Origin of the sequence: Natronomonas sp. CBA1123, assembly GCF_009741925.1 — an archaeon.
In the GTDB taxonomy this organism is placed as follows: Archaea; Halobacteriota; Halobacteria; order Halobacteriales; family Haloarculaceae; genus Natronomonas.
In genome coordinates, this window is record NZ_WPCC01000045.1 from 1 (window position 1) to 25,192 (window position 25,192).

Sequence of the window (25,192 nt, forward strand, 5' to 3'; positions counted from 1 at the left end):
GGGTCGATGCCGACGACGGTTCGGCCGCCGTCGCCACGGAGAATCGCGAGGGCGGCGTCGACCGCACGGCGAGGGTCGTCCGGCGTCGCCCGAACCGTCTCCACGTCGGGGTGTTCGTCCTCGGGGCCGACGATGGCGACGCGAGCCGCCTCCGGAAGCGACTCGCCGGGTTCCAACGTCGTGAACTCGACGCCGCGGTCACGGAGCTCGCCGACGACGCCGTGGTACACCTCGAAATCGTCCGTGGCGACGACAATCACGGCCGAGAGTTCGCCTGCGGGGGCTTAAGCCCGACGCCTACGCCGCCCCGAAGAGCCCGAGGAGGACGAACAGCAAATCGCCGAACGTGAGCGCCAGCAGCAAGCCGACGAACATCGGGACGATGAACGGGACGCCGGGGGTAATCCAGACCGACTCCCGGTCCGGTTCGGTGAGTACCTCCAGTCCCTCCCGGAGTTCCTCGGGCGTCGTCCCGTAGGCACTGTGTTCTTCGAGGAATCGCTCGGCGCCCCACGTATCGAGCGGTCGGACCGCGGCCTCCGGGGCGTCGGAAGCGTCGGTAATGACGCTCCCACCGTCGGTCAACGCGCGCTCGTCGGCCGCGATGGAGCCATCGCCGGGGTCGTTGCGTTCGGTCGGGAGCGGGTGCCGATACCGGTCGGGGGTCGCCCGAACCGCCTCGAAGGAGACGCCCCGCCAGCGGAGATACATCCGGAGCGCGTCGATATCGAGCCCCTGTCGGGTGAACCCCTCGGTCGTTTCGAGCAGACGGCCGTACTCCGAGAGGATGTCGTCGATGGCGACGGCACGGCCGATGAACATCGCGGGCGTGAACGCGCCTCTGAGCGCGTTCACTCCGGCGAGGAAGAAGGGATAGGCGAGGCCGACGAGAACGGTGTTCGAGAGGATGCTCAGCGAGAAGACGCCGAGCGGCGGTTGGTTTCCGGACGGCGGATACACACCCGTCCCGACGAAAAACGCCGGATAGACGGGCAACAGCAACGCGAGCGTCATGATGGCCTTGGCGTCGGCGCCGCCGAAGCCGCCGAGTCGCCAGAAGATGTACCCCAGCGGCGCGACGAGGCCGACCGAGAGGACGACCTGTACCGCGAAGCGTCGCTGTTCGAAGGCGGCGGCGTCGGCCACGAGCCACGCGTCCCACGCCAGCGCGAGGAGGCCGGCGATGGCGAGGGGAAGCCACGTCCGGTTCGGGACACGTCGGGTTTCGATGTCGCGGTAGGCGGCCCACCCGAACACCGGAACGGCCAGCAGTCGGATGATGTCGGGCCCGGTCGCGAAATCGAAGAGCAGCGACGACACGTAGGGGAGTGTGTCCACATCCCTCTTAAACGCAAGCACTCTTCGTCGACCGTGGCTGAACGACGCTCGTATCGTATTCTCGCCCCATTTTCGAACGTTCGTTCACTATTTTGCCCACAGAATACGCCCGATAGGGAAAGTATATCCCTGACGGTTGACTATCGATGACCCATCAGGGCCATGCCGTTTCGGGACTACGAGACGTTGAATCTTGACGACGCCGCACTCGTGCTCGTCGACGTACAGCAGGGGTTCGACGACGACCGCTGGGGCGACCGGAACAACCCCGACGCGGAGCGCCACCTCGCGGAGCTGTTGGGCCAGTGGCGCGAGAGCGGCCGACCCATCTATCACGTCAAACACGACTCGACGGAACGGGATTCGCCGCTACGGCCGGGCCGCCCCGGCAACGAGTTCAAGCCCGAGGCAGAACCCCAAGGCGACGAACCCGTCGTCGAAAAGCAGGTCAACAGCGCCTTCATCGGAACCGACCTCGAACGCCGACTGCGGGATGCGGGCATCGAACGGCTCGTCGTCGCCGGCTTCACCACCGACCACTGCGTGTCGACGACGACCCGGATGGCCGAGAACCTCGGCTTCGAGGTGTACCTCGTCAGCGACGCCTCCGTCACCTTCGACCGCGAGTTCGACGGCACTCGCTACGCCGCCGAGCAGAACCACCGACTCGCGCTCGCGCAACTCTCCGGGGAGTTCGCGACCGTCGTCGAGACCGCGACGCTGCTGGCGGCGCTGGAAGCCAACTCGTAGCGAACACGCTGTGTGGGGTCGGCCGCAAACACAGCGTTGTCTCAGCGTCCGAAACCCACACGGTCATTCTAAATGGTTTCGGACGGTACTCGGCTAGCGATGGGTGACGAACGACGTTCGGACGAGCCGGGTCAACTCGGCGACGCCCCGGTCGTGGCGGATATCGACTTCCTCTCCGGGTCGCGACACCGACTGCGAATACTGAACGTGCTTCGAGGAGACGCGATGAGCCGTCGGGACGTTCGCGCGTCCGTCGACGCCTCTCGGTCGACGGTTCGGCGGACCCTCGAGGGGTTTCTGAGCCGCGGCTGGGTCGAATCGACGGACGACGGCTATCGGGTGACCGCGGCCGGGGAGCTCGTGGCCGCGGAGTTCACTCGGCTCTCGGAGACCCTCCGGCTCACCGAGGAGTTCGCGCCGTTGCTGGAGCACGTCCCGCCGTCGTCGTTCGATATCGAGCCGGAGTGGCTCGCCGGCGCCGAGTTGACGGTGTCGACGACGGCGGAGCCGTACGCGCCGGCACAGACCCAGACCGAGACGATACGCACCGCAGACCGGTTCCGGGGGTTCCTGCCCGCCATCGAACTCGACGGAACGGAACTGGTCCACGACCGAATCACGAACGGGGAGTTCACCGCGAGCATCGTCCTCGGACCGGCGTGTGCCGACCACGTCATGGAAGAGCCCTTCGCGGAACTGTTCCGCGAAAAGCTCGCCACGGACCGATTCGAGGTCGCCATCGCCGACGGCACGCTGCCGTTCTACCTCGGGTTACCGGACGACGAGCGAATCGAAATCGGCGTCGCCGACGCCGAGGGGATTCCGCGGGCGCTGGTGCAGTCGTCGAACACCGCGTTTCGCGAGTGGGGCGAAGCGACGTTCGAACGCTACGAACGGAACGCCGAAGGCCTGTCGGCGGCGGATTTCGAGACGGAGCAGACGGGATAGCCCTCGCTTTTCGAAAACGGATACAGGGGGTCGCCGTGACCCTCGAATGAGAAATCGGCACGCCCCGCCGGCGAGGCGAGCGCGACGCTACACGATACGCAAACGGTGTCCCAAGACAGGACACACGCGGCTTAGATGACGCGGTTCTGCAGGTAGTCGAGGTGTTTGGCGTTGTAGACGATTTTGACCGTGTCGGCAGCGGGGCTGCCGATACAGGTCAGGCGAACGCCTTTCTCTTCGACCTCCTCGTCGGAGAGGATTTGCTGCATGTCCATGTCGATTTCGCCCTCCTTGACGATGGCCGCGCAGTTCGCACACGCACCGGCGCGGCAGGAGAAGGGCCAATCGAAGCCCTGCGCCTCGGCGGATTCGAGGATGTACTCACCCTCCGCGACATCGAGCGTACCGTAGTCCTCGTCGTCGAGGCCGGCATCTGCGGCCTCATCGAAGAGGCCGTCGTCGTCGATGTCCCAGCCGTGGTCGTCCAGCACTTCGTAGTTGAGGTATTCTACCGTGGGCATCACTGAGTGAGTTCACGCGCCTCTGTGTTGAAGGTTGCTGTTAGGAGACGGGTCGTCGGTGCAATACGTACGTACGTTCACTTTTCTTCGATGCGACTTCCCATCACGCCACGAGCGTGAACCGAAACACGAGAAACGCCCCGATAGTGGCGACTGCGGGGACGACGTTCTGCATCAGGATGACACGTCCGGTCGTCTCCGGGTCGAACAGGTCCGATGCCGCGGGGATGTCCTCGGGGCTTTCCTCGCCCATCGGTCGTGCCGAAGCGCCGTCCGTCTCGGTACTCCCGACGGTCGCCGCGTCGTCGGCCGCCAGCGCCCCGACGGAGACGTTCGCTCCCACCCCCTCACCCCGAACCGCATCCCGGGCGGTCGTCGTCCGCGTCGCCCGCCCCCACCCGAGGCCGACGATGGACATCGTCGCGATGATGACGAAACTGGCGGGAACGCCGATTGCGGCGAGGCCCGCCGTCAGCGTCGAGGAGACGACGGCGACGACGATGGCGGCGGTCAGCGGGAGTTGGGTGAGGTCGTTGCCCATCGTATCGAGCGTCCGGCGGGCGATGGTGAACGCGCCGAGACCGACGGCGCCCGACGCCAGCAGGATGCCGACGTTCATCGTTATCGCGCCGCTGCCGAACAGCGGCCCAACGGCGTTGGCGACGTTCGAGGCCCCGCTGGAAAACGCCATGAAACAGCCGATTGCGACGAGAAGCAGCGTGCCGACCAGTTCCCGTCGGGTGGCTCCATCCGTGAGATGCACCGTCGGTATCCGGCCCGACCGCTCGATTCGGAACGGACCGCCCTCCGTGCCCGCGATGGCGACCCACTGATTGAGGTACGGATAGAGGTACCGGCCGATGACGCCGCTGACCCAGAAGGCGACGATGGGGGCGACGACCCACCAGCTGACGATTTGGCCCATCACGGCCCAGTTGAGGTCGCCGGTCGCCAGTCCGAGCCCGGCGATAGAGCCGACGGCGGTCATCGACGTCGAGGCGGGAACGCCGAAGACGTTCGAGATGAACAGCGCCAAGCCGATGAAAAAGAGGACGACGATGCTCGCCTGCGTCGTGAACAGTTCGGCAGGGACGATTTCCCCGCCCAGCGTCTCGACGACCTCACGACCCAGCGTCCAACCGCCGACGAAGAAAAACACCGTCATCAACAGTCCCGCGCCGGCCTTCGGGAGGATGTTCGCGCCGACGGCGGGGCCGAACGCGGGAGCGGTGTTCGCGCCACCGATGTTGTAGCCGACGAAGACCGCAACGAGGAGGCCCACGACGAGCAACGCTTCCATACGGGATTGGTGGATTGGTCGGCAAATAAGCGCCACGCTCACCTTCCAACGGGCAGGCTTTTGGCCGCCCCCATCGGTTGAATACGTATGTTTCCGGAGTTCGAGGTCATCCCTGCGGTCGACATGCAGGACGGACAGGTCGTCCAGTTGGTCGGCGGCGAGCGCGGCACCGGCAAGACCTACGGCGACCCCGTCGAAGCGGCCGAGCGGTGGGTCGACGCCGGCGCGGAGACGCTACATCTCGTCGACCTCGACGGCGCCTTCGAGGGCGACCGCGAGAACGCCCCCGCCGTCGAGGCGATTCTCGACGCCGTCGACGTGGACGTCCAGTTGGGCGGCGGCATCCGGACCGCCCACGACGCCTGTTCGCTCCTGGATTTGGGCGTCGACCGCGTCATCCTCGGGACGGCGGCCGTCGAGAACCCCGCCATCGTCGGCGCCATCAGCGAGGACTTCCCCGGCAGCGTGATGGTGAGCCTCGATGCGAAAGGCGGGGAAGTCGTCGTCTCGGGGTGGACCGAGGGCACGGGGTTGGACCCGGCCGAAGCCGCCGCACGCTACGAGGACGAGGGCGCTGGCGCGATTCTCTTCACTGACGTGGACGTCGAGGGACAACTGGACGGAATCCGCCGCGGCCCAGTGGAGGCGGTCGTCGACGCGGTCGACATCCCCGTCGTCGCCAGCGGCGGCGTCTCGACGCTGGCGGACGTGCGTGCGCTGAAAGACGCCGGAGCGGCGGCGGTCGTCGTCGGAACGGCGCTCTACGAGGGTCGGTTCACGCTCGAAGAAGCGATGGAGTCGGTGTAGGCGCCGTCGCTGGTCGCCAGGGCGAACGCCGGCCTATCGGCGAACCGTCGCCCGAACCCGGCGGTACAGCGCCGCCGCGCGTGCGAGCAGTCCCGCTTTGGTCGTCGCCGGGAGCTCTGGCGCGACGGGTTCGGCCAGCGCCGCGGCGACGGGGAGCAGGTTTCGCGCGCTCATACAACGACCGACGTTGTCGTCGAGGGGTCAAAACGTTCAGTCAGACGGCCGTCACGCACCCGTACGACGACGGCGGTTCGACGCCGACACGCCCCTACACCGCGTCGTCGACGGCCTCCCCGAGACGGGGGTAGTTCTCGACGAGATAGTCACGCAGGAAGACGAACCCGACGACCACGAGGAGCGCGACCACCGCCGCGCCGAGCGGCCCCACCCGCTTGACGCTCAGTTTCCACGCCGACCACGCGAGTCCGAGCAGTTCGAGCATACTGACAGTTCGGCGCCCATATATAAAAATCACGTCGCCGCAACCACCTTAAGCGAGCGCGAGAACTACCGCACATGACAGACCGGACGGCAGCACGGACCCGCGAAACCGCCGAGACGGACATCGAGGTGACGCTGGACCTCGACGGCGACGGCGACGCCACCGTCGAGACCGGCGTCGGCTTCTTCGACCACATGCTGGAGGCGCTGGCGAAACACGGCCTCTTCGATGTGACCGTCCGGTGTGACGGCGACCTCGCTATCGACGACCACCACACCGTCGAGGACGTGGCCATCACCCTCGGTGCGGCCTTCGAGGACGCCCTCGGCGACAAGCGGGGCATCGTCCGCTACGCCGACCGGAAGGTGCCGCTCGACGAGGCCGTCGCCGAGGTCGTCGTCGACGTGTCAGGGCGACCACGGTTCTACTTCGACGGGGAGTTCTCCCAGCCGACCGTCGGCGATTTCACCAGCGACATGGCTCGACACTTCGCCGAATCGCTGGCGCTGAACGCCGGACTGACGCTGCACGCGTCGGTGTCGGGGGAGAACGCCCACCACGAGGTCGAGGCGCTGTTCAAGGCGCTGGCGCGGGGACTCGACGACGCGACCCGCATCGACGAGCGCCGAAGCGACACGCCGAGTACGAAAGGCGAACTGTAGGTGAGCGTCGGCACTCGAACCGGGGCGGACTTTATTTCCAAGTCGAACGAAACACGGCCATGAGCGGCCACATCGATGGCGTCGTCGTCCACATCACGAGTCCCGACGCCAACGACTGGCAGCAGGCGCTCCGAAACGTCTCGAACCTCCACAGCGACGAGAGCGTGCCAGTCGAACCGAATCTGATAACCATCGTCGTCAACGGCGACGCGACCCGGTTCCTGCAGGCGGACGAACCGGACGCCGACCGGCTCTCCCGACTGGCCGACTCCGGCGTCCGGATTCTCGCCTGTTCCAACTCGCTGGAGCGGCTCGGGTATTCGCCGGATGAGCTAGCAGATGGCGTCGACACCGTCGACTCCGGGGTCGCCGAAGTGACGCGGTTGCAGTGGCACGGCAACGGATACCTCAAACTGCCTTGAGGGACGACGAAAGCGAACACCCCCGAGGTGCGAGCGAGCGCACGCTGGCTTTATCATCGGAGCGCATCAGACATCTAAGTCAGTCCCATCGGATTCGACGGGGCGTTCAGACAATGGAAGACAGACCAACCATCCTGCTCCCGGTCAGCGTTCTCGAGGGGGAATCGATTCCGGAGGGCGTTCCCGAACTCCTGACGAACGCCCACGTCGTCCTGCTCGGCTACCACGTCGTGCCGGAACAGACTGCCACCGACCAGGCGCGCCAGCAGTTCGAAGACCAGGCCATTCGCCGTCTCGAGGATTTCACGGCGATACTCGAACACGCGGGAGCGACAGTCGAATCACGGGTCGTGTTCACCCACGACGAGCAGACGACAATCGACCGGATGACGGACGAGCACAACTGTCTCGCGACCCTGATTCCAAATGCGACGAGACCGCTCGAGAACGTTCTGGTCGCGGTCCGCGGAATCGTCGGTGTCGACCGATTCATCAAATTGGTTTCGGGCCTGTTCGCACCGCTCGATATACGCGTGACCCTGTATCACGTCGCTGAAGCGGACGAATCAGACGAGGACGTCGAGACGCTGCTCGACGGAATCGCGACTCGACTCTCCGAAGAAGGCGTCTCCCCGGAGTTAATCGAGACCCAAATCGCGCGTGGAGACGACGCTCAGGAGTTAATCCTCGATGCTGCCGACGACAACGACGCAATCGTCATGGGCGAATCCGACCCATCGGTGACGACGTTCCTGTTCGGGATGACCGCAGACCAGGTCGCCAAGCAGTTCCTCGGTCCGGTCTTCGTCATCCAACACGAGGAACCGGAGGTCGAGGAAGCGGCGACCGATACGGAGTGACGGTTCCGATAACGAAGCCCGCACACGTTTTCGGGTCTCATCGACACGACAGACAGGGCCACGCGACCGGCTACTGAGTCGGGATTCGCTGAAAGAAAGTCGTGAGTCGTTCGACGCGCTCGGCGTTTACCGGAGCTCGAACTCGATGGCTGCGCCCTGGCCGAAGCCGACGCATTCGGTGGCGAGGCCGAGTTCGGCGTCGTCGCGCTTGCGCATCTCGTGGATGAGCGTGACGGGCAGTCGCGCGCCGGTCGCACCCAGCGGGTGGCCGATGGCGATGGCGCCGCCGTTGACGTTGTAGATGTCGTCGTCGAAGCCGAGTTCCTGCTGGCAGTAGTAACACTGGGAGGCGAAGGCCTCGTTCAACTCGACGAGGTCGTAGTCGTCGGCGGTCGTCCCGGAGCGCTCGAACAGTTCCTCACACGCCGGAATCGGGCCGATACCCATGACCTCGGGTTCGACGCCGGCGACGGAGTTGTTGCCGACTTCCGCGAGGATTTCGAAGTCGTGTTCCTCGGCGAACTCCTCGGAGGTGACCAACAGCGCAGCAGCGCCGTCGGTCGTCTGGGAGGCGTTGCCGGGCGTGACGGTGCCGTCGGCCTGGAAGACGGTCGGCAGTTCGGCGAGTTTCTCCGCGGTCGTGCCGGGGCGGAGCCCCTCGTCTTCCTCGACGAGAATCTCGTTGCCCTCGTCGTCGTGGCCCTCGATGGGGACGATTTCGTCGTCGAAACGGCCCTCCTCGGTGGCGGCGACGGCGCGCTGCTGGGAGCGGGCGGCGTACTCGTCCTGTTCTTCGCGGCTCACGTCGTAGCGCTCGGCGACGGTCTCGGCGGTGATGCCCATCTGCAGGGCAGCGATGTTGTGGTGGTCGTTGAGGCCGGGATGAATCTCGTTGTTCTGGCCCATCTTCACGCGGGACATCGACTCGACGCCGCCGGCGATGATACAGTCACGCTGGCCGGCCCGAATCGCGTCCGCGGCGGAGATGACCGCCTGCGCCGAGGAGGCACACCAGCGGTTGATGGTCGTCGCGGGCGTGTCCTCGCCGAGTTCGGACATCAGCGCGATGACGCGGGCCATGTTGTTGCCCTGCTCTTCGCGCTGTTGGGCACAGCCCCACTGGAGGTCGTCGACGTCCTCGCCGGTGAGGTCCGTCTCCTCGAGGATGCGGTTGATGAGCGGAATCGAGAGGTCCTCCGGGCGAACCTCGGAGAAGACGCCGTCTTCCTTCCCGAACGGGGTGCGATACGCTTTGACTACGACCGGTGTGTTGGCACTCATACGAACCCTCATTATTTTTGCTCGCACGTTAAAGCTTCTACTCGGTCATTTTTCTCATGTTAGCGCATTAGGGACAGTAGACATATTCTGTTAACCTCGTGGAGAAGGTAATTTATAAAGAACGGAGGTGTCCGTGAGTGACCGCCGGCAGTGAGGGGCGGAACCGCCCGTTCCGAAACCGTGGGCGCATCTCAGCGCCTTTCGACGGGCTTATACTTCCGACCCGGTAAGGTTTCGGGGAATGAGCAGCCCCGAGCTCGATGTAGTCGAGTTTCTGTTGACTGCGGCCATCTACACGGAGAACCACGACCTCGACGAGCGAGACCTTCCACCCCGCTATCGTCGGGTGTTCTGGGAGGACGGCGAGGTCGAACGGCCGCTGACGACCACGACGAACACGGCCGCAGCGGCGACCGGCGTCGAACGCCCCTGGGAAGCGGTCTCGGGGCTGATGTTCACCGACCGCGACGACTTCTCCGGGAAGATAGAGTTCACCGACCGCGGGATGGCCGAATCGTGGCTCAAAGAGCGCCTCTCCGAGGAGCAACTGCTCGGCAATCCGACGCTGGCCTACGCCTTCGGCGAGGAGTTGGGCGTCGACTACGAGGCCGCCCGCGAGCAGAACCGACCAATCCACGCCGACCGGGTGTGGATAGACTCGCTGCTGGAGGAGATGTTCGACGAGGACGAAGAGGAGATGCTCGACCTCGTCGACGTGCGCGCCCCCGAGGAAATCGAGATGACCCTCGACGACCTCGTCCTCACGGCCGACCAGGAAAACGAGATTCACAAGGTCGTCAAGGCCATCGAACACCGCGATTACCTCGCGGAAATCGGTCTGCGTGAAATCGGGAAACTCCTCTTCGTCGGGCCGCCCGGAACGGGGAAGACCTCCGTCGCCCGCGCGCTCGCACAGGACCTCGATTTGCCGTTCGTCGAGGTGAAACTCTCGATGATAACGAGTCAGTATCTCGGCGAGACGGCCAAGAACGTCGATAAGACCTTCGAGGTCGCAAAGCGGCTCTCGCCGTGTATCCTCTTCATGGACGAGTTCGACTTCGTCGCGAAGACCCGCTCGTCGGACGAACACGCCGCCATCAAACGCGCCGTCAACACGCTGCTGAAGAGCATCGACGAGATTTCGCTGATTCAAGACGACGTGCTTCTCATCGGCGCGACGAACCACCCCGACCAACTCGACGCCGCGGCCTGGCGCCGCTTCGACGAAATCGTCAACTTCCCGAAACCGGACCGGAACATGCGTGCGGACATCCTCCGCATCGTCACCCGACGGATGGACGTCGACGACTTCGACCCCGACGAACTCGCCGAGGCGACGGAGGGGTTGACGGGGAGCGACCTCCGACTCGTCCTGCGTGAGGCCGTCCTCGATGCCCTGACCGAAAACCGGACGACGCTCACTCAGGAGGACCTCTTGGACGCCATCGAGGACTTCGAGGAGCGTGACAACCTCAAGAACATGGACATGATAGAGGGCGACGCGGACGCGCTCGTCGCGGGCGGCTCGGATAGCCCGAGCCACGACCACGACCACGACTGATGGAAGTCACGCTGCTCGGAACCGGCGACACGACGGGGACGCCGACGCCGAACTGCGAGTGTGACACCTGCACCGAGGCACGCGAACGCGGCGTCGAGCGCTCTCGGTTTTCGGTTCACGTCCACAACGAACGCACTGGCGAGTCGTTGCTCGTCGACGCCAGCCCCGACTTCCGCCAGCAGTTCCTCGACAACGACGTCGCGTTGCCCGACGCCATCTGTATCTCACACATCCACTTCGACCACCTCGACGGCTTGGGCAACGCCTACCGTCTGCTGGAGGACGTGCCTGTGTTCGCGGCCGACGAGACCGACCCGGTCACCGGCGAGAGCGTCGCCGAGACCATCGAAGAGAAGTACGATTACCTCGACGCCGTCACCGTCTCGCCGGAGTCGCCGTTCGAACCGTTCGAGACTTGCGGGTTCGAGGTGACCCTCGTCCCCGTCGAACACCCGCCGCTGGTGTGTTACGGCCTGCGCGTCGAGGACCCCGAGACGGGCGCTGTGCTGTCGCTGTCGGGCGATACGAACTACGGCGTCTCCGAGCGCTCCCGAGAAGTGCTGTCCGGGGCCGACCTGTTGTTCGTCGACGGCATCGTTCCCGCCGCGTACTGCGAGTACCACCCCTACGGCGGCGACCACGCCGACGAGAACGGCATCCCCCGAACCTTCGGGACGAAACACATGACCATCGAGGGCGCACGCGCCTTCGCCGAGGACCTCTCGGTCGAGGAGTACCGTCTCGTCCACCTCTCACACTACATCGCCGCCGAGGACGCCTTCGACGACGATATGGCGCTGGACGGCGAGCAGTTCGACTTGTAGACGCGCTACGTCCCGGAGAAGCGGTCCAATCCCGTCTGTTTTCGGTCGGTTCCCGCCGGGTCGGCGGTCCACGGCGTGTGACGTTCGCGTGCCGCCTCGCAGTCGGCCTCCGGTGGGTCGGCGGGGTCGTATCCGCCACATTCGGCGCCGCACTCCCGGGCGGGGTCGACCAGCCGACCCTTCCACTCGCAGTACGGAAGCGCGTCGTCCGGCCGGAACGGCGGGCCACCCGCCTCGGCTTGGCTACAGGCCGGGAGCGTCTCCGGACGCCAGCCCTTGCCGTAGGCGCGTTCCGCGACTCGCCGACGGAGGCGGGCCTTCTCGGCGGCGGTGACGGGTTCGATGTCGACTCTCGCGGGCGATTCCTCGAGGACGGCAACTCCCGGTTCGTCGGTCGACAGCGGCGTGGCCGCCCGAACCACCTCGATGTCACCCGTTTCGGTGTCGAAGCGCCACACGCCGACGGAGTCGGGGATGCGATTCAGGTGTGCGCCCGTGACGTAGGATTCGGTGACGAGAATCACCTCATCGAACAGCGCGAGCGAGACGTCCTTCCGCAACTGGAGTTCGAGGTCGCCGGGACGGCCGAGGTCGGGTTTGTTCTCGAAAGCCCGCAGTCCGCCGACCCAGTCGGGGTATCGCGCTGTCTGTCGGACGTAGCGGCGGCCGTTGCGGCGCTCGGCCTCGAAGAACCCGACTTCGACCGCGCGGTCGACGACTTCCCGGGCACGGTCGGGAGCGGCGTCGATGGCGTCCTTCCAGTAGCGGGCCCGCCCCGCGCCAACGTCGCTCTCGATGGCGAGGTTGGGAATCGACTCGGCGGTGATGGCGACGCGGTCCTCGAACTCCGGACCCGGACGGATTTCGACGGCGTCGACGATGCGGGTGTGCGTGCCGAGTTGGCGGGCGATGAGGCCGTCGCTTTCGGCCTCGATGGTGGCACACACCGCGAGTTCGAAGGGGTACTCCCGCACGACCGAAGGTGGGGCCGCGAGGAGCAAAAACGGTCGGTTACCGACGGAACGGATGGAGGGCCGAGCGTCGGGACGGCTATCCGAGCAGCGTGGCGGCGACGCCTACGGCCGCGAAGGGGGCGACGAAGCCGACGGCGAGCAACGCAGGAAGGGTGAGCAACGCCAGCGGCGGCGTCCCAACAACCGAGAGGACGCCGACGACGGCGGCGGGGACGGCGAGACCGGCGGCCAACACGACGAGTACCGACAGCACCTGCACGGCCAACGCCGGAACGGTGACTACGAGGTCCCCGCGTTCGGTTCGTGTGACACGCCCCGACGCGGGCGGAGCGGAGACGGTTCGTCCGGCCTGTTTGGTTCCTTGATTCATATCAGTACGAACGGTCCACACCGGGATATATGTTCGCAGAAATACACTTTTGTAGACGAACCGACTGAAACCCAGTTAGGTATAGAGATTGATACTTACACGTCCGAACGCTCGGCCTCGACGACCGAAAGCGACTCGTCGAGGACCACGCTGAGTCGTTCGTCGTCCAGCGGTATCTCGACGGCCAGTCGCCACGGGTCGTCGTCGACGATTTCGGTGTGGCGGTCCGAAACACACCACTCGAGCGTCCAGAACGGGACCGCGTTGAGGTCGATGCCGTGGTCCCGATAGAAGGAGACCACTTCCGCGTCGTCGAGGAGCGCGATGCCGACAGTCGTCTTCGTCGTGTTCTCACATCGGCGACACCGGTGGGTCACCGCCACGTCGGTGTCGTCTTCCGCGTCGGCGTGGGCTATGGCCGTCTGCATGCGCCCGTTGCAGGCCGGACAGACGCCGTCGGCGGAGAGACACAGTAGGTGTCGAACCCGCTGATTGAACGCGTCCATCACCGCCTCGCGGTCACGGCCTTCGAGGCCACCCGGCGGGAACTGCCAGTCGGTGTGAGCGCGGCCACACGACGGGCAGTCGATGTGCAGCAGTTCCTCCTCGTAGTACGCCTGCAGCCCGGTTCCACAGTCGATACACTCCCCTTCGACCGAAAACGGGCCGAATTCGGGGTCTTGGTTCAGCGACCCCGACAGCACCGCCTGAATGACGGCGCGGCCGGCGCTTCGGAAGTCGTAGCCGTCGTCGGTCTTGCGGACGAACTGGCCCGTCAGCTTCTGGAGATGGTAGTTGAACTGGGCGCTGTCACGGATGCCGACGCGCTCTCGAAGCGCCGAGAACGTAACCGGACGGTCCGGGGCTTCCCAGAGCGCCTTGAGGATGGCGAATCTGGTCTCGTTGCCGACGACCGCGAAGGCCTCTGCGGGGTCGAGACACGCCTCACAGTCGAACGGGGAGGCGGCACCCCGGCCCTCGAGCTCCGTGGCGGTACCTTCTGCGTCACTCATACACACACAGAGGGCGTCCTCCGGCTAATATCTTCGCTCAATCCCGCTTTTGTATTACGTCTGTCACGTCACGGATGTCCGAGACGGTCGCGTCGGGGTCGCCGGCGAAGCCGTCCCACGGGACCTTCCCGCGGTCGAGCCAGACACCGGTCATGCCGGCGTGTTGGGCGCCGAGTACGTCGAAGAAGCCCGCGCTAACGTGGGCGATGGCGTCTATCGGCGTCCCGGTTCGGGCAGCAGCGTGGCGGTAGATTTCGGCGTTCGGCTTGTAGGTCTCGACCTCGTCGGCGCTGATGGTATCTCCGATGTACTCGTCGATGCCGGCGGTTTCGACGAGCGACGCGAGCATCTCGGGGTTGCCGTTGGAGACGACGTACACGTCGTAGCCAGCGTCGGTCAACGCAGCCATCCCGTCCTGTACGTCGTCGAAGACGCGCAGGTCGTGATACGTCGCCAGTATCTCCTCGCGTTCGCTCTCGGGGAGGTCGACGCCGTGGGTTTCGAGGGCGTGTTCCAGTGCCGCCCGATTGAACGCGTAGAACGTGTCGTAAGCGTCGATTTCGTTTGCAACCATCGTGTACATCAGCGACCGCGACCGCCAGTGTTGGGAGATGGGTCGTGGGTTCTCGACGGCGTCTTCGAGGGCGGCCTCGACGGCGTCGACGTCGAGGAGCGTGCTGTAGGAGTCGAACGTGACTGTTTCGACCGAGGTCATACCCCGTGGTTGCACTCGGGAGGCTTATCACTGTGGGCAGTGGTCGTGTGACGGACACACTCGGTTGCTAGCGGTCCCTGCGTCCTGAAACGAACGTCGACAGCGCCGGGCGCGACCACTCGACGGAGCGAACGAAGCGGAAGCGTTATGACGCGCACGAGTGGATATCCACATCATTACTAAATGACGCAAGAACACCGACAACCGGAGGTGAACATCGGACTGGTCGGCCACGTCGACCACGGGAAGACGACGCTCGTGCAGGCGCTTTCCGGGGAGTGGACCGACCAGCACTCCGAGGAGATGAAGCGAGGCATCTCCATTCGCCTCGGGTACGCCGACGCGACGTTCCGGCACTGCCCGGACCTCGACGAACCGGAACGGTACACCGTCGAGGAGGAGTGTCCGGACGGCTCGCCCAGTGAGCATCTTCGGACGGTGTCGTTCGTCGACGCACCGGGCCACGAGACGCTCATGGCGACGATGCTGTCGGGTGCCTCCATCATGGACGGCGCGGTGCTCGTCGTCGGTGCCAACGAACCGGTGCCCCAGGCCCAGACCGAAGAACACCTGATGGCGCTGGACATCATCGGCATCGAGAACATCGTCATCGCCCAGAACAAAATCGACCTCGTCGACCGCGAGCAGGCGCTCCGGAACTACGAGCAAATCGAGGAGTTCGTCGAAGGAACGGTCGCAGAGGACGCACCCATCGTCCCCATCTCGGCCCAGCAGAACGTCAACATGGACCTCCTCATCCAGACCGTCGAGGAGACCATCCCGACGCCGGAGCGAGACCCCGACGCCGACGCGCGACTCCAGGTCGCACGCTCGTTCGACATCAACCGACCCGGGACGACCTGGGAGGACCTCACCGGCGGCGTGTTGGGCGGGTCGCTCACGCAGGGACAACTCGAAGTCGACGACGAAATCGAAATCAAACCCGGTCGCGAAATCGAGGAGGGCGGCCAATCCGAGTACCACCCCGTCGAGACGACGGTTCGGTCGCTGCAGGCCGGCGGCGAGTTCGTCGACGAGGTTTCGCCGGGGGGGACTGCTCGGCGTCGGCACGGGACTGGACCCCTCGCTGACGAAGGGCGACGCCCTCGCGGGACAGGTCGCTGGCCCGCCGGGGAGCCTCCCACCGACCCACGAGGCGTTCACGATGGACGTCGAACTGTTCGACCGCATCGTCGGTGAAGGCGACGTCGAGGAGATTTCGACGGGCGAACCGCTGATGATGACTATCGGGACGGCGACGACCGTCGGTGCAGTCACGAGCGCCCGCGACGGCGAGTGTGAAGTGAACCTCAAACGCCCCGTCTGTGCCGCCGAGGGAGCGAAAATCGCAATCAATCGCCGAGTCGGCGCGCGCTGGCGACTCATCGGCGTCGGAACGCTTCGGTGATGCGCGTGGTGCTCGATACGAACGCACTGATGATGCCGGTCGAAGTCGGCGTCCGGACGTTCGAGGAGTTGGACCGCCTGCTCGGCGACCACGAGACGGTCGTCCCGCGGGCGGTGCTGGAGGAACTCGACGACCTCGCCGAGGGCAACGGCGAGGAGGCGAAGGCCGCAAGCGTCGGCGCGGACCTCGCACGCCGGGAGTGCGACGTAATCGAGCACGAAGCGGGCTACGCGGACGATGCGGTCGTCGAAATCGCCCGCGAACTCGACGGTGCGGTCACGAACGACATGCCGCTGCGGCGGCGGCTACTGGACGAAAACGTTCCCGTAATTAGTTTACGGGGGCGTAACAAACTCGAAGTAACTCAACCATAACATGTACAAACGGGTACGACTCAAGGACACGGTCGAGGTGCCGCCGCGGCATCTCGCGGAGGTGTCGCCCGAGCTGGTCAAGCGGCTGCTGCAGGACAAGCTCGAAGGACGGATGGACGAATCGGTCGGCAGCGTCGTCTCGGTGACGGAGGTCCACGACATCGGTGACGGCGCCGTCTTGCCGAATCGGCCGGGCGTCTACTACGAGGCGGAGTTCGACGCCGTCACCTACGACCCACAGATGCAGGAGGTCGTCGACGGCGAGGTCGTCGAAGTCGTCAACTTCGGGGCCTTCGTCGGCATCGGCCCCGTCGACGGACTGCTCCACGTCTCCCAGATATCCGACGAGTACCTGGCCTACGACGAGGAGAACCAACAGTTGGCCTCTCGGGACTCCAACCGCGTGCTCAGCGTCGGTGACTCCGTCCGGGCGCGTATCGTCACGAAGAGCATCGACGAGCGGAACCCCCGGGACTCGAAAATCGGACTCACCGCGAAACAGCCGGGACTCGGGAAACACGGCTGGCTCGAGGCCGACCGGGAACGCCACGAGGCGGAGGCCGGTGATTAGATGGCAGACAGACTGGTGTGTCGGGACTGTCACCGCGTCCTCGAAATCGACGACGGCGAGCAGTGTCCCGTCTGTGCCTCGAACTCCCTGACCGAGGACTGGGCCGGCTACGTCGTCATCGCCCACCCGGAGGAGAGCCAAATCGCCGCCGAGATGGAAATCACGGAACCCGGACGCTACGCGCTGAAGGTCCGCTGAGATGGCCGAGGTCCTCGTCGAACTGCAGAGGGAGCTCCGCGGCGAACTGAAAGACCCCCTCGGACCCATCTACACCGACACGGACGCGCTTCTCGCCGACACCGACGGCCCGATAATCGCCGTCGGCGATATCGTCACGTATCACCTCCTGGAGGCTGGCCACCGTCCCGACGTGGCGTTGGTCGACGGGAAAACGAAACGCGAACGCGTCGAGCGGGAAATCCTCGACGCCATCGAGGGCTTCGACCACCAGCGGGAGGTCGAGAACCCGCCGGCCACGCTGACCGCCGAACTGCTCAAGGCACTCGACGACGCTATCGACAGCGGGGGGTCGACCGTCATCACCGTCGTCGGCGAGGAGGACCTCGCGGCGCTACCCGCCGTCGTCGCCGCCCCCGACGGCGCCGCCGTCGTCTACGGCCAACCCGACGAGGGAATGGTCCTCGTCACCGTCGACGAGACCCTCCGGGCGGAGTGTCGGGACCTACTCGAGCGGATGGAGGGCGATTCGGAGCGGTTGTTCGATATTCTCGGCGTCTGAGGCCACGGAGACCCTCCAGTCGCCCAGTTTTCGACGGGTTGTGTGGACCCGAAACGGCCTCTGGACGGCGTCTCGCGCTTCGAAATCCTTTTACGCGCTTCGGGGGAAAATTCGGGCAACGTAACCATGGACGTCGAAATCATCGATGAAGACGAGAACCCAATGTTGCACCGGACGGACGTCCGGTTCCAGCTGACTCACGAGGAGGCGACGCCGGAGCGACTGTCGGTCCGCGACTCGCTGGCCGCGAAACTGAACAAGGACGCCGGCGAGGTCGTCGTCCACAAACTCGACACCAAATACGGCATGCGGAAGTCCGTCGGCTACGCGAAGGTGTACGACAGCGCCGACGACGCCAAGGCCGTCGAGCAGGAGTACATGCTCGAGCGGAACAAGATTACCGCCGACGACGAGGAGGCGGCCGCCGAGGACGCCGACACGGAAGCGGAGGAAGCCTAGATGGCGCGCCACGAGTACTACAACGACGACGGCACGACTGACAAGGAGATGTGCCCCCGCTGTGGCGACACGTTCCTCGGTGACTACGGCGACCGCAAGCACTGCGGGAAGTGTAGCTACACCGAATTCAAGTAGGTCGTGACCCGCGTACTCGGCATCGAGGGGACCGCCTGGTGTGCCAGTGCGGCGCTGTTCGATTCCGAGACGGACACCGTTTCTATCGAATCCGACGCCTACCAACCGGACAGCGGCGGCATTCATCCGCGCGAGGCCGCCGAACACATGCGGGAGGCGATTCCGACCGTCCTCGAGACGGTTCTCGACGAGGTGCGAGAGACCTACGGCGACCCAAGCGAGGCCCTGGACGCCGTCGCCTTCTCCAGAGGGCCCGGTATCGGCCCCTGTCTCCGCATCGTCGGAACGGCCGCTCGAGCGCTCTCTGGAAGCTTGGACGTACCGCTCGTCGGTGTCAATCACATGGTCGCCCACCTCGAAATCGGGCGGCACCGCTCGGGGTTCGACTCGCCGGTGTGTCTGAACGCCTCCGGTGCGAACGCCCACGTCCTCGGCTACCGGAACGGCCGATACCGCGTGTTGGGTGAGACGATGGACACCGGCGTCGGTAACGCCCTGGATAAGTTCACCCGCCACGTCGGCTGGAGCCATCCCGGCGGCCCGAAGGTCGAAGCCCACGCCCGCGACGGCGAGTACGTCGAGTTGCCGTACGTCGTCAAGGGAATGGACTTCTCGTTTTCCGGCATCATGTCGGCGGCGAAGGCCGCCTACGACGACGGCGTGCCCGTCGAAGACGTCTGCTGTGGGCTCCAGGAGAACGTCTTCGCCATGCTCGCCGAAGTAAGCGAGCGGGCACTGTCGTTGACCGGTGCGAACGAACTCGTCTTGGGCGGCGGCGTCGCCCAGAACGACCGCCTGCGGTCGATGCTGGAATCGATGTGCGAGGAGCGCGGGGCCGACTTCTACGCCCCCGAACCCCGATTCCTCCGGGACAACGCGGGCATGATAGCCGTCCTCGGCGCGAAGATGTACGAGGCCGGCGACACCGTCGACATCGACGACTCCCGCGTGTTGCCGAACTTCCGACCCGACGAGGTGGAGGTGATGTGGCGCTCGGGTGAGGCCGTCGCCGAACCGGTCGCCGACGACGACCGCCAGCAGGGCGCGGAGGCGGTCGTCGACCTCGACGGCCGACGGGCGCACAAACAGCGGCTTTCGAAGCCCTATCGACACCCGGAACTCGACGCAGCGCTCCGGACGCGGCGGACGCGCTCTGAAGCCCGACTGACGAGCGAGGCCCGACGCCTCGGCGTACCGACGCCGGTCGTCTTCGACGTCGACCCCGCCGAGGGTCGGCTCGTCTTCGAGTACGTCGGTGATGCGGACTTGCGGGACGACCTAGACGAATCCGGCGTCCGCGACGTTGGGCGACATCTCGCTCGCTGCCACGAGGCCGGGTTCGTCCACGGTGACCCGACGCCCCGGAACGCCCGCGTCGGCGGGGAAGACGGCGACCGGACGTACCTCATCGACTTCGGGTTGGGCTACTACACCGACGACATCGAGGACTACGCGATGGACCTCCACGTCTTCGAGGGGGCGTTGGGTGGGACAGCCGACGACGCGCCCGAACTGTTCGAGGCCTTCGAAGACGCCTATCGCGAAGCCGGCGACCCCCGCGTCGTCGAGCAGTTACGGGAGATAGAGGGCCGCGGTCGATACCAGTGAGGCCGCGTGGTGAGCCGGCATCGTAGCGAGGGGCGTGGCTATAAGTTCCGGCCGGTCGTACCCCGAGACATGACCGACAAGCCGCAGTCCGGCGAACTGTTCGGCGTGCCGTACAACTTCGAACGACCGTCGCTCGGACGGATGATGAGTGCTTACTGGCAACCCGACGAGGGCATGCTCGTCGAGAAGCCGTTCGGCATCGGCTACACGCTCAACCTCGCCAACTGGCGGTCGTGGATAGTGCTGGCCGTCGCCGGCGCGCTGTTCTACCAGCAGCGACAGGCCAGCGAAGCTCCCACCGAGGACGACACAGAGGAGCCTGTCGAAGTCGTCGTCGACGACTAGCGAGGCTTCGAGCGGAGCGAGAAGCCTCGAAGGAGTGAACGGCGAGCGAAGCGAGCCGTGAACAGCGAACCGCCAGCTGAACCGCGCGCACAATCGCACCTTTTAGTGCCTCCCCTCTCGAAGCCGTGGGCATGTACGACCGGCTGAAGGGGTTCCGCGATTTCTACCCCGGCGAGATGTCTGCCCGACGGGAGGTCACCGACGCCGTAGAGGAGCAACTGCGTCGGTACGGCTTCCGAGAGGTCGGGACGCCGGCGATGGAGCGGACCGAGATGTACGTCGACAAATCGGGCGAGGAAATCGTCGAAGAGCTGTACACCTTCGAGGACAAGGGTGGTCGCAACGTCGCGTTGACGCCGGAGTTGACGCCGACGGTCGCACGGATGGTCGTCGCCAAACAGCAGGCGCTACAGAAGCCCATCAAATGGTTCTCGACGCGACCGTTCTGGCGCTACGAGCAGGTCCAGCAGGGCCGGTTCCGGGAGTTCTACCAGACCAACGTCGACATCTTCGGCGTCTCGGACCCCGAAGCCGATGCCGAAATCCTCGCCGCGGCCGCCGACGTGTTGACCGAACTCGGATTGACCGCCGAGGATTTCGAGTTCCGTGTCTCCCACCGCGACATACTGGGAGGTTTGCTGGAGTCCCTGGACAGCGATATCGACACCGCCGATGCGATTCGGGCCGTCGACAAGAGCCAGAAGATAGACGACGCGGAGTACCACGAGTTGCTCGTCGAAGCCGGCCTGACACGGGAGGAAGCCGAGTCCTTCGATGCGGTGTTGGCGACCGACGACCTCGACGACCTCGTCGAGTTCGCCGGCACCGACCGCGTGAAGTCGGCCGTCGAGAACCTGCGTGCAGTGCTCGACGCCGCCGACGACTTCGGCGCCGACGAGTTCTGTACGGTCTCCTTGGAGACCGCCCGCGGACTGGATTACTACACCGGCGTCGTCTTCGAGTGCTTCGACACCGCCGGGGAAGTGTCGCGGTCGGTGTTCGGCGGCGGTCGCTACGACGACCTCATCGAGGGGTTCGGTGGCCAGCCGACGCCCGCGGTCGGCGTCGGCATCGGCCACGCCACCCTGAGCCTGCTGTGTCAGCGGGCGGGCGTCTGGCCCGAGGAGGAACTGACGACGGATTACTACGTCCTGACGGTCGGTGACACCCGCGACGTCGCCGCCGATATCGCCCGGCAACTCCGGGCGTCCGGCAACGTCGTCGAGTCGAATCTGACGGGTCGCGGGTTCGGCGACCAACTCGGCTACGCCGACGGTATCAACGCCGAGACGGTCGTCGTCGTGGGCGAACAGGACCTCGCAGACGACGCCGTGACGCTGAAAGACATGGAGTCGGGCGACCAGAAGCAGGTCCCGCTTGCGGAGTTCCCCGGCGAGTACGACCGGCCGACCTACGACGACTACTGAGTTCCCCGCTCAGGGCCAGATTCGGTGTGAGAGACTCGACAGCACCTCTTGGTCGGCGAAGGGCGTGTAGTCGTGAAGCGTCGGCCGGAGGTCGTCCTTTTCGCCGAGATACGTCGCCAGCGTCGCGCTGTCCTTGTGGTCGTAGCCGCCGATGCTCCACGGCGGCCACAGCGTCAGGTGCTCGTAGCGGGCGCCGCGGCCGTCCCAGCGGGCGTACACGTCGGCGGCGCCGTCGCTGGCGACGAGTGCGAGCGTGCCGTCGGTCGCCCGCATCGCCTCGACGTAGTCGGTGAGGTCCGCCGACCCCTGTCCACGGTGGGCGCTGAACACGTTGCGGACGGCCCGGTGGTCGGAGTACTCCAACAGCACGTCGCGAATCTCGTCCGGGTCCGCATCCGAATCGGTCATCAGCCGTGCGTACGGTTCACATGCGCATAAGCCTCAGGGTGGCAGCGAAACGCGAACGCTGCCGTCGCGTATCGGTGGGGCTTTTCGCGCTCCCGCCGAACCGACGCCCATGCTTCGGTACGTGACGACCAACGAGGGGAAAGTCAGGGAGGCCGAGGAGTATCTCGGCGACGACATCGCTGCGCTCGATTACGACTACCCGGAGATACAGGCCGATTCGCTGGAAGCCGTCGCCGCTGAGGGCGCCCGGTCGGCCTTCGAGTACGCCGACGAACCGGTCATCGTCGACGACGCCGGCCTCTACATCGAGGGGTTCGACGGCTTCCCCGGCCCCTATTCGGCGTACGTCGAGAACACGCTGGGCATCGAACGGGTGGGCCGCCTCGCGCGCGGAGAGGACGCCACCCGAGCGCAGTTCCGGTGTGTCATCGCCTACTGCGACGGCGAGGGGTTCGAAGCCTCCCCCGAACCCGTCGACACCGGCGACCGCCGCGGACAGGACCTCTCGGCTGACGACCGAGCGGGTGCGACGACGGACGACACCGTCGCCGGAAGCGACCTACCCGTGAAACTGTTCACAGGAGCGGTCCCCGGAACCATCGTCGAACCGCGCGGGGAGGGTGGCTTCGGCTACGACCCCATCTTCGAACACGACGGCACCACGTTCGCCGAAATGAGCGCCGAACGGAAGAACGCCATCTCACACCGCGGTCGCGCGCTCGGGAAGTTCGCCGAGTGGTACGCGAACCGCCGAGTGGATTAAACGGCCCGGATAGCCCGCCCGTAGCTTTAGGGCGGTCTCGGACGGCACTCGGATATGGCAGTCGATGGAACCGCGCTCGTGACGGGCGCGTCGGCGGGAATCGGGAAGGCGCTGTCCGAGCAGTTCGCGGCGGGTGGCCACGATGTCGTACTCGTGGCACGACGCGAGGAGAAACTCCGAACCCTGGCCGAGCAGCTCGAAGACGACCACGGAATCGAGGCCCACACCGTCGTTCAGGACCTCTCGACCCGGGAAGCACCCGCGGAGTTGTACGAGGAGACCGAGCGCCGGGGCATCGAAGTCGACGTGCTCGTCAACAACGTCGGCATCGGAACGCAGGGTGCGTTCGTCGACAACGACCTCGACCGGGAACTCGACCAACTGCAGTTGAACGTGGTGACGCCGACCGAGCTAGTCCATCGCTACGGTAGGGATATGGCCGACCGGGGCCACGGCGGCGTCCTGAACGTCGCCTCGACGGCCGCGTGGTTCCCCGGGCCGTTCATGGCTATCTACTACGCCTCGAAAGCCTACATGAAGAACTTCTCGGAGGGTATCGCCGAGGAGCTCCGAACGGAGGGCGTGACAGTGACCGTACTGTGTCCCGGCCCCGTCGAGACGGAGTTTCAGTCCCGCGCCGAAAACGAGGACACCCCGCTCGGAAGCGGGTCGATGCAGGACGTCGAGATGGTCGCGGAAGCCGGCTACGACGGACTACAGGCGGGCGACACCGTCGTCGTCACCGGCTGGAAGTACAAACTCCTCACTCGAATTTCGAACGTCCTCCCGAATCGCTTCACCGGACAGACCGCAAAGAGCCTCAACACGCCCGACTAGCTGCGAGGGTCGCTGTCGGGGCCCGGATACGGCTCCTCGAAGACCAGTTCGTAGACGCTCTCGGGGTCGAAGAGCCGCTCGAAAGCGTCCGGCGGACGGACGCTCACGTCGATTCGCCCGCCGAGCGCCGCGGCGGCCTTCGCACCCAGCAGTTGCTCGTCGAGGGAGACGACCTGAGTGGCGTTGCCGCGATAGGCGGCCGCAAGCGCCGGGTGGTCTCCCTCGGGTTGCTCGACGATTACGGCCCGCTCCTCGAGATGCTCACGCCAGTCGGCGGCCAGCGACCCGTCGGCCAACTCGGCGACGACGGCCTCCGCGTCGTCGAGAAGCCGCTCGGTCGCGACGAGCGTGAGCCACGAGTGCGCCCGAAGGACATCGAGCGTCGCCCGCGAGGCGCCACCGACGAGGAGGTCCGCCGCCAGTACGTCGGCGTCGGCGACGATTCGAGTGTAATCCGGGTCGTGGTCGTTACCGGTCATGGCGTCGCTCCCGGAGCCGTTCGGTCACGTCTTCGAGGGACACGTCGTACGCCTCGGCCCGCTCGAAGAGGTCTTCCCAAGACATACTCACCACTCGTCGTTCAACCACGAAAAGCGCGGCGCCCGGGAGCGGAGTACCCACCAGACGGCACCCGCCAGAAAGGCGACGCCGACGTTGGTGATGACGGCCAGACCGCCGACCGAGGCGACGAACAGCCACCGGTCGGTCGAGGCGAACGCCGTCCGGGCGAGCGAGGCCGCGACGACGACCAACAGTACGCCGAGCAACGCTACCGGAAACGCGACGAGCAGGCCGGCGAGAACTGCGAGGGCGGCGTACAGACCGCCGGCGAAGACGTTGGCCGTCGCCGTGCGAGCACCGAAGGCGTGTTTGCCGGCGAGGCCGCCGGAGCCGTGACACATCGGAAGCGCGCCGAGCGGAACCGCAAGCAGGTTCATCGCTCCCATACTCTCGGCCAGGCGGTCGGACGACACGTCGGCGTCGTAGTAGTCGGTGAGTAGCAGCGACGTGGCGACGGCGGCGTTGCCGACCGTCATCGCCAACTGAGCGGCGAGACCCTCGACGGCGCCAACCGAGAGCCTCGGGAGGCCGCTTGGAAACAGCGCCATCGACGGGACCGAGAGAGCGGGAACGCCCGTCGTCACGGCGGCCCACACCAAGCCGACGGCGAGGACGACGAGTGCGACGGCACGGCGGGAGACGACCGCGACCACGACAGCGACACCGACGCCGACGGCGGCGACGCTCGGCGCGGCGGCGACGAGGTCCGCCGCCGCGACGACCAGCAGGCAGGCGACCGCGAACTGGACGCCGCGGACGACCGGTTCGC

Annotated in this window: 32 protein-coding genes and 2 pseudogenes; 20 read left to right on the forward strand and 14 right to left on the reverse strand. The window is 65.8% G+C overall.

The features are described 5' to 3' along the window. Together GJ631_RS15520 and GJ631_RS15525 are read right to left on the reverse strand one after the other, a co-directional pair. Positions 1-260: pseudogene (locus tag GJ631_RS15520) on the reverse strand (hypothetical protein); the annotation flags it as partial. 37 nt (positions 261-297) lie between these two features. Next, positions 298-1,320: a prepilin peptidase gene (locus GJ631_RS15525; protein WP_370518703.1), complete on the reverse strand. Its 1,023-nt coding sequence runs from the start codon at positions 1,318-1,320 to the stop codon at positions 298-300. A 180-nt stretch (positions 1,321-1,500) separates the two neighbouring features. Here GJ631_RS15525 and GJ631_RS15530 point away from each other — a divergent pair, with 180 nt between their 5' ends. Both GJ631_RS15530 and GJ631_RS15535 read left to right on the forward strand, forming a co-directional pair. Next, the gene (locus GJ631_RS15530; protein WP_156710027.1) at positions 1,501-2,088 is read left to right on the forward strand and encodes a cysteine hydrolase family protein; all 588 of its coding nucleotides are present in this window, start codon (positions 1,501-1,503) and stop codon (positions 2,086-2,088) included. Between the two features lie 99 nt (positions 2,089-2,187). Further along, entirely contained in the window at positions 2,188-3,036 is an 849-nt protein-coding gene (locus GJ631_RS15535) for a winged helix-turn-helix domain-containing protein (RefSeq protein ID WP_156710028.1), read from the forward strand. Between the two features lie 131 nt (positions 3,037-3,167). Here the strand turns inward: GJ631_RS15535 and fer are convergent, their stop codons facing one another. Together fer and GJ631_RS15545 are read right to left on the reverse strand one after the other, a co-directional pair. Then, the gene (gene fer / locus GJ631_RS15540) at positions 3,168-3,557 is read right to left on the reverse strand and encodes a ferredoxin Fer (protein ID WP_156710029.1); all 390 of its coding nucleotides are present in this window, start codon (positions 3,555-3,557) and stop codon (positions 3,168-3,170) included. A gap of 103 nt (positions 3,558-3,660) precedes the next feature. After that, positions 3,661-4,857: an inorganic phosphate transporter gene (locus GJ631_RS15545; protein WP_156710030.1), complete on the reverse strand. Its 1,197-nt coding sequence runs from the start codon at positions 4,855-4,857 to the stop codon at positions 3,661-3,663. An 87-nt stretch (positions 4,858-4,944) separates the two neighbouring features. On the opposite strand from GJ631_RS15545, the gene hisA reads away from it, so the two are divergent. Next, the gene (hisA, locus tag GJ631_RS15550; protein ID WP_156710031.1) at positions 4,945-5,664 is read left to right on the forward strand and encodes a 1-(5-phosphoribosyl)-5-[(5-phosphoribosylamino)methylideneamino]imidazole-4-carboxamide isomerase; all 720 of its coding nucleotides are present in this window, start codon (positions 4,945-4,947) and stop codon (positions 5,662-5,664) included. 33 nt (positions 5,665-5,697) lie between these two features. Here the strand turns inward: hisA and GJ631_RS15555 are convergent, their stop codons facing one another. Next, entirely contained in the window at positions 5,698-5,838 is a 141-nt protein-coding gene (locus tag GJ631_RS15555; RefSeq protein ID WP_156710032.1) for a hypothetical protein, read from the reverse strand. 94 nt (positions 5,839-5,932) lie between these two features. Continuing rightward, a complete protein-coding gene (locus GJ631_RS15560) occupies positions 5,933-6,106 on the reverse strand; it encodes a hypothetical protein (RefSeq protein ID WP_156710033.1) in 174 nt (57 codons plus the stop codon). 74 nt (positions 6,107-6,180) lie between these two features. On the opposite strand from GJ631_RS15560, the gene hisB reads away from it, so the two are divergent. The 3 genes from hisB (at position 6,181) to GJ631_RS15575 (ending at position 8,050) form a co-directional block, all read left to right on the forward strand. After that, complete coding sequence (gene hisB, locus GJ631_RS15565; protein WP_156710034.1) at positions 6,181-6,768, forward strand: imidazoleglycerol-phosphate dehydratase HisB; 588 nt, start codon at positions 6,181-6,183, stop codon at positions 6,766-6,768. Between the two features lie 59 nt (positions 6,769-6,827). Next, positions 6,828-7,190, forward strand: a complete 363-nt coding sequence (locus GJ631_RS15570; RefSeq protein WP_156710035.1) for a DsrE family protein — start codon at positions 6,828-6,830, stop codon at positions 7,188-7,190. 113 nt (positions 7,191-7,303) lie between these two features. Continuing rightward, on the forward strand, positions 7,304-8,050 hold the full coding sequence (locus tag GJ631_RS15575; protein WP_156710036.1) for a universal stress protein: 747 nt from the start codon (positions 7,304-7,306) through the stop codon (positions 8,048-8,050). 126 nt (positions 8,051-8,176) lie between these two features. Here GJ631_RS15575 and GJ631_RS15580 read toward each other — a convergent pair whose 3' ends face one another. Then, a complete protein-coding gene (locus tag GJ631_RS15580; RefSeq protein ID WP_156710037.1) occupies positions 8,177-9,331 on the reverse strand; it encodes a thiolase family protein in 1,155 nt (384 codons plus the stop codon). Between the two features lie 241 nt (positions 9,332-9,572). On the opposite strand from GJ631_RS15580, the gene GJ631_RS15585 reads away from it, so the two are divergent. Continuing rightward, positions 9,573-10,892 (forward strand): ATP-binding protein, encoded by a 1,320-nt coding sequence (locus tag GJ631_RS15585; RefSeq protein WP_156710038.1) that lies wholly within the window; start codon positions 9,573-9,575, stop codon positions 10,890-10,892. Next, positions 10,892-11,716 (forward strand): MBL fold metallo-hydrolase, encoded by an 825-nt coding sequence (locus GJ631_RS15590; protein ID WP_156710039.1) that lies wholly within the window; start codon positions 10,892-10,894, stop codon positions 11,714-11,716. The genes GJ631_RS15585 and GJ631_RS15590 overlap by 1 nt, the downstream gene beginning before the upstream one ends. A 5-nt stretch (positions 11,717-11,721) precedes the next feature. Here the strand turns inward: GJ631_RS15590 and GJ631_RS15595 are convergent, their stop codons facing one another. The 4 genes from GJ631_RS15595 to GJ631_RS15610 form a co-directional block, all read right to left on the reverse strand. Beyond that, complete coding sequence (locus GJ631_RS15595; protein ID WP_370518704.1) at positions 11,722-12,690, reverse strand: DUF5787 family protein; 969 nt, start codon at positions 12,688-12,690, stop codon at positions 11,722-11,724. Positions 12,691-12,766: 76 nt separating this feature from the next. After that, entirely contained in the window at positions 12,767-13,060 is a 294-nt protein-coding gene (locus GJ631_RS15600; RefSeq protein WP_156710041.1) for a hypothetical protein, read from the reverse strand. 95 nt (positions 13,061-13,155) lie between these two features. Continuing rightward, on the reverse strand, positions 13,156-14,073 hold the full coding sequence (locus tag GJ631_RS15605; protein ID WP_156710042.1) for a helix-turn-helix domain-containing protein: 918 nt from the start codon (positions 14,071-14,073) through the stop codon (positions 13,156-13,158). A 37-nt stretch (positions 14,074-14,110) separates the two neighbouring features. Beyond that, positions 14,111-14,788: a haloacid dehalogenase type II gene (locus GJ631_RS15610; RefSeq protein ID WP_156710043.1), complete on the reverse strand. Its 678-nt coding sequence runs from the start codon at positions 14,786-14,788 to the stop codon at positions 14,111-14,113. 183 nt (positions 14,789-14,971) lie between these two features. Between GJ631_RS15610 and GJ631_RS15615 the strand changes: the two are divergent. From GJ631_RS15615 to hisS, 10 genes and pseudogenes are all read left to right on the forward strand, one after another. Beyond that, positions 14,972-16,196, forward strand: a pseudogene (locus tag GJ631_RS15615) (translation initiation factor IF-2 subunit gamma). Next, the gene (locus tag GJ631_RS15620; protein WP_156710044.1) at positions 16,196-16,570 is read left to right on the forward strand and encodes a PIN domain-containing protein; all 375 of its coding nucleotides are present in this window, start codon (positions 16,196-16,198) and stop codon (positions 16,568-16,570) included. Before GJ631_RS15615 ends, GJ631_RS15620 begins: the two are co-directional and overlap by 1 nt. A gap of 1 nt (position 16,571) precedes the next feature. Next, complete coding sequence (locus GJ631_RS15625) at positions 16,572-17,141, forward strand: DNA-directed RNA polymerase (protein WP_156710045.1); 570 nt, start codon at positions 16,572-16,574, stop codon at positions 17,139-17,141. Continuing rightward, positions 17,142-17,339, forward strand: coding sequence for a transcription elongation factor subunit Spt4 (gene spt4, locus GJ631_RS15630; protein WP_156710046.1), 198 nt, complete (start codon positions 17,142-17,144; stop codon positions 17,337-17,339). It begins immediately after the preceding gene. 1 nt (position 17,340) lies between these two features. Further along, positions 17,341-17,880 carry a GTP-dependent dephospho-CoA kinase family protein gene (locus GJ631_RS15635; RefSeq protein ID WP_156710047.1) on the forward strand — a complete coding sequence of 180 codons (540 nt, stop codon included), beginning with the start codon at positions 17,341-17,343 and terminating at the stop codon, positions 17,878-17,880. A gap of 126 nt (positions 17,881-18,006) precedes the next feature. After that, complete coding sequence (locus GJ631_RS15640; protein ID WP_156710048.1) at positions 18,007-18,339, forward strand: 30S ribosomal protein S24e; 333 nt, start codon at positions 18,007-18,009, stop codon at positions 18,337-18,339. Further along, on the forward strand, positions 18,340-18,474 hold the full coding sequence (locus tag GJ631_RS15645; RefSeq protein ID WP_156710049.1) for a 30S ribosomal protein S27ae: 135 nt from the start codon (positions 18,340-18,342) through the stop codon (positions 18,472-18,474). Between the two features lie 3 nt (positions 18,475-18,477). Next, positions 18,478-20,082: a bifunctional N(6)-L-threonylcarbamoyladenine synthase/serine/threonine protein kinase gene (locus GJ631_RS15650; RefSeq protein WP_370518705.1), complete on the forward strand. Its 1,605-nt coding sequence runs from the start codon at positions 18,478-18,480 to the stop codon at positions 20,080-20,082. Between the two features lie 69 nt (positions 20,083-20,151). Next, positions 20,152-20,427, forward strand: a complete 276-nt coding sequence (locus GJ631_RS15655; RefSeq protein WP_156710050.1) for a DUF5808 domain-containing protein — start codon at positions 20,152-20,154, stop codon at positions 20,425-20,427. A 131-nt stretch (positions 20,428-20,558) separates the two neighbouring features. Further along, on the forward strand, positions 20,559-21,854 hold the full coding sequence (gene hisS, locus GJ631_RS15660; protein WP_156710051.1) for a histidine--tRNA ligase: 1,296 nt from the start codon (positions 20,559-20,561) through the stop codon (positions 21,852-21,854). Positions 21,855-21,863: 9 nt separating this feature from the next. Here the strand turns inward: hisS and GJ631_RS15665 are convergent, their stop codons facing one another. Beyond that, a complete protein-coding gene (locus tag GJ631_RS15665) occupies positions 21,864-22,262 on the reverse strand; it encodes a hypothetical protein (protein ID WP_156710052.1) in 399 nt (132 codons plus the stop codon). 109 nt (positions 22,263-22,371) lie between these two features. Between GJ631_RS15665 and GJ631_RS15670 the strand changes: the two genes are divergently transcribed. Both GJ631_RS15670 and GJ631_RS15675 read left to right on the forward strand, forming a co-directional pair. Then, on the forward strand, positions 22,372-23,025 hold the full coding sequence (locus GJ631_RS15670) for a non-canonical purine NTP pyrophosphatase (protein ID WP_156710053.1): 654 nt from the start codon (positions 22,372-22,374) through the stop codon (positions 23,023-23,025). Between the two features lie 54 nt (positions 23,026-23,079). Then, positions 23,080-23,862 (forward strand): SDR family oxidoreductase, encoded by a 783-nt coding sequence (locus GJ631_RS15675; RefSeq protein WP_156710054.1) that lies wholly within the window; start codon positions 23,080-23,082, stop codon positions 23,860-23,862. On the opposite strand, the gene GJ631_RS15680 is transcribed toward GJ631_RS15675, so the two are convergent. Together GJ631_RS15680 and GJ631_RS15685 are read right to left on the reverse strand one after the other, a co-directional pair. Then, positions 23,859-24,341: a hypothetical protein gene (locus GJ631_RS15680; protein ID WP_156710055.1), complete on the reverse strand. Its 483-nt coding sequence runs from the start codon at positions 24,339-24,341 to the stop codon at positions 23,859-23,861. The two genes, GJ631_RS15675 and GJ631_RS15680, sit on opposite strands and share 4 nt — an antisense overlap. An 87-nt stretch (positions 24,342-24,428) precedes the next feature. Further along, positions 24,429-25,192, reverse strand: a 764-nt coding sequence (locus tag GJ631_RS15685) for a putative sulfate/molybdate transporter (RefSeq protein ID WP_156710056.1), incomplete at its 5' end; no start/stop codon positions are given.